4 protein-coding genes are annotated in these 3332 nt (G+C 73.7%); 3 read left to right on the forward strand and 1 reads right to left on the reverse strand.

Annotated elements, in window-relative coordinates; all coding sequences use genetic code 11:
* The 3 genes from U9980_RS25825 to U9980_RS25835 form a co-directional block, all read left to right on the forward strand.
* Nucleotides 1–425 (forward strand): hypothetical protein (locus U9980_RS25825; protein WP_322770308.1); only part of this gene is annotated, 425 nt, incomplete at its 5' end.
* Entirely contained in the window at nucleotides 425–1927 is a 1503-nt protein-coding gene (locus U9980_RS25830) for a sortase domain-bontaining protein (RefSeq protein WP_322770309.1), read from the forward strand. The genes U9980_RS25825 and U9980_RS25830, both read left to right, overlap by 1 nt.
* Before the next feature lie 188 nt (nucleotides 1928–2115).
* Complete coding sequence (locus U9980_RS25835) at nucleotides 2116–2613, forward strand: hypothetical protein (protein WP_322770310.1); 498 nt, start codon at nucleotides 2116–2118, stop codon at nucleotides 2611–2613.
* Between the two features lie 51 nt (nucleotides 2614–2664).
* On the opposite strand, the gene U9980_RS25840 is transcribed toward U9980_RS25835, so the two are convergent.
* Nucleotides 2665–3332 (reverse strand): hypothetical protein (locus tag U9980_RS25840; protein WP_322770311.1); only part of this gene is annotated, 668 nt, incomplete at its 5' end.

Here is a 3332-nt window from a genome sequence, read left to right on the forward strand (position 1 = left end):
AAAACGCGCAGGTCGACACAGCGCTCGCCGCCACCACGGCGTTGGTCGACTGCGCGGCCGCGCGGCCGGCTACGGCGACCGACCTGTTCGGGGCGTTCGTGCTGGCCGGTACCTCGCTGCGGGCGGAGCCGGCCGGAAGGCGGGAACTGACCGTGTTCAGCGACGGGATCTCGACACGGCAGCCGTACGACCTGTCCGCCCGCGAGCTTGACGACGCCGACATCGCGGCCCTGCTCAACAGCCTGGCGGCGCACGGCCTGCAGGCGGATCTCACCGGGGTGGACGTGCGCTTCGTCGGTGCCGGCGTCGGGGTCGACGAGCTGGACCCGAGCCGGCTGGGTCGGGTGGAGGCGGCGTGGCGGGCCTACGTGCGCCGCGCCGGCGGCACCGTCTCCCACTACGCCAAGACCCTTGGAGGTACCTGATGGTCACCACGTTCGGGATCGCAGCCGTGATCGCAGCTGGGATCATGGCTGGGATTGCAGCCCGGGTCCGGACCGGATTGCGGCGCCGGGCGGGTCGGGCGGGTGCCATCGGCCTGCTGGGACTGCTCACCGCGTGCATCGGGACGGCAGCCGGGTGGTCCGTCCGGCCCGCCCATGCGGCAACGGCGGTCAGCGGGGCGCACGGCGCGGTACGGGTGGTCGATGCAGCCCCCGGCCCGGACCTGACCGTCGCCGGTGCGGGTCCGTCGCCACTGGCCCTCCGTTTCCGGGAGCCGTCCGGCTACCGGCGGGTGCCGGCCGGTGCTGTCCGCCTGACCCTTACCCGGGACGGCTCGGCTGATCTCTCGGTGCCGGTCGAGGCGCCACCCGGCGGGACGGTCAGCGTCATCGTCACCGGGACGTCCGCGCTGGCGGCCCGCGTAGTCGTCGACGGCTTCACCGCCCCGGGCGCGGGACGCATCGCCGTCCGCCTGATCCACGCGGCCGGCGGCGTCGGACCGGTGAGCCTCGTCGACGCGGCCGGCGGTCCGCTGGGGAACCCGGTCGACCCCGGCACGGTCTCGCCGTTGGTCACCGTGCCTGCGGGCAGCACCACGTTCGGGCTGCGGCGGCCAGGCGCGAAAAGCGATCTGATCGTCGTCGGCCCGGTGCAGGCCCGTCCGGGGGATGTGGTCGGTGTGCTCCTCAGCGGTGGATCGGGCGATGCCCCGGTTGCCGCCGGCTGGACCGTCGACGCTCGTGGAACGGCGGTGCCGCCAGTCGGCCCGGTCCGCACCGGCACCGACACCAGCACCGTCGATGCCACCGTCTCCCGGGGCCGGCGTTCGGTGGCCGTCGTGCTCGCCTGCTGCCTGGTACTGGCGGCATGCTCGGCGACCGGCACCGGCACCGGCACCGGCACCGGCACAGCCACCGGTACTGGCGTTACGACGGTCCCGCCCGCGGTCGCGGCGGACCCCACGACGATCCCCAGCCCGCCCGCGGGGGGAACGGGCTGGGGATCCCCCCACCATCCGGTGGGCTTGATCCTTCCCGGCGCGTCCGGACCGGCACCGGTCGTCCCCGTCGGGCTGGTCGGCGGGGATGAGCAGCAGGGGATCCGGCTGGCGGGTGCCGCCGACGGTGAACTCGCGACCGCGCCCGACGGTTACACCGTCGGCTGGTACAGCGGCGGGCCGGCGCCGGGGGAGCCGGGCTCGGCGGTGCTTGCCGGCCACGTCGACCTGCACCGCATGCCCGCGGTGTTCGCCCGGCTGCGCGATCTCGAACCGGGGGCGGAGGTCGTCGTGGTGCGGGCCGACGGCGGCAGACTGGTGTTCACCGTCGACCGCATCGACGTGTACCCGAAGAGTGCGCTGCCCGCCGACATCCTCTACCGGTCGGCGCCCCTGCCCGAACTGCGGCTGGTGACCTGCGACGGCCCGGTCGAGGGCGGCACCCACCGGGACAACCTCGTGGTGTCGCTGTCCCTGCAGGGATAGGGCCTATCCGATGGCTTTTCGATTGCACCCTGATCCAGTCGGATGGGAGGGGCTGACCGTGACACGATGTGGACGGAGAAGTGACCGTGAGGGTCCGCCATGATGAGGCGTCCCGACGCGGTGGCGGCCAGAATCGGGGAAGCGGTCCGAATCGAGATGCGGCCCGAATCAGAAGGGCGGTCGGCGGGATGGTCGGCGGCGGTCGGGGGCCGTTCACTGGCCGGCATCTGCGGCGCCGGTTCGGTCCACTTGAGGCCGACCTGTGGGGGACGAGCGCGATGATCGAATTCGTCGACGTCGACGTCGACCTGTGTCTGCTGTGGACCGACGACCCTGTGGCGGTCGGGGACGGCTCCGGTCCCGGTCCCGGTCCCGACCCGCGAGCGGAGCCGGCCGTCCCGGACGAGGTGCCCGTCGCCAACCAGCTCGCGGCGCTGCTGCGGTCGGTCGCCGGCGGGACGCTGGACAAGCCCGCGCGCGTCCGCGCACCGGTGCCACGCCGGCTCACCGAGCCCGCACCCGCCGCTCCCGAGGTCGCCAGGGCGGTGCGGGTGTCACCGGTGGACGGGGGAGCGCGCGTCGAGGTCGAAACCACCGTGCCCGGTTCCACGACCGTGTCCGTCGTGCTGTCGGCGGAGCAGGCCGACGGGCTCGCGGACATGCTGGAGCGCTGGTCGCGGGAGTAGGGAGTTACGGGAGTGGCGGGGTGCGCCCGGGGCCCTCATGTCGGCGGGACCTCATGCCGGTGGCCGACCGTTCTCCAGCCGTTGCACGAGGTCGTCGACCCACATCACGCCGGCCGCTGCGACCAGCGTGGCGAGATGGCGGATCTCCTCCTGCGCGGCCGGCTCGTCGACGCCGCGCAGCCGCCGGCAGTTGCCGACCGGGTCGACCGCCCGGCCGTCAGCCGCATCCAGCAGCGAGCGCAGCAGCCGCAGCGCGACCCGCCGGTCGCGCTGCCGGCGTCCGCGCGCGGTGCCCGGCCGCGTCCCGCGTCTCGATGTCTGTGCCTGTGCCTGTGCCTGTGTCTGTTGCGGCGTCGGAAGCGGCGCGTCCGGGATTTCCGGTGCGGTCTCAGAGGCGATCTCCGCGAGCAGAGCCGACCGGGCATGGTCGGTATCCGGATCGGTTTCGATGGCGAAGTCAGCCGTGATTTTCGCTGCCTCGGCTGCGACCTGCGCTGTCTCGCCCCGGCCGGCGCTGCCCGGCGCGCGTGCGGCCAGCGGACCGGTCACCAGAGTCCGGTACAACGCGGGATCGTGGGCGCACAGCAGGCCCAGACCACGGTCGAGCGCCGCCCTGGCCGCATCGGGGGACAGGCCGTGACGCTGTTCGGTGGCCGGCAGATCGTACGGATGGCTGACATTGGCCCACAGCCCGATGACGAACTCGCGCAGGGCGGAGT

It is taken from the genome of Protofrankia sp. Cr1 (assembly GCF_963555865.1).
Taxonomy (GTDB): domain Bacteria; phylum Actinomycetota; class Actinomycetes; order Frankiales; family Frankiaceae; genus Protofrankia.

What these genes read in the sequence shown, in the direction of transcription:
- U9980_RS25830 (WP_322770309.1), top strand. Translation starts at nt 425, where the DNA reads ATGGTCACCACGTTCGGGATCGCAGCCGTGATCGCAGCTGGGATCATG.
- U9980_RS25835 (WP_322770310.1), top strand. Translation starts at nt 2,116, where the DNA reads ATGGTCGGCGGCGGTCGGGGGCCGTTCACTGGCCGGCATCTGCGGCGC.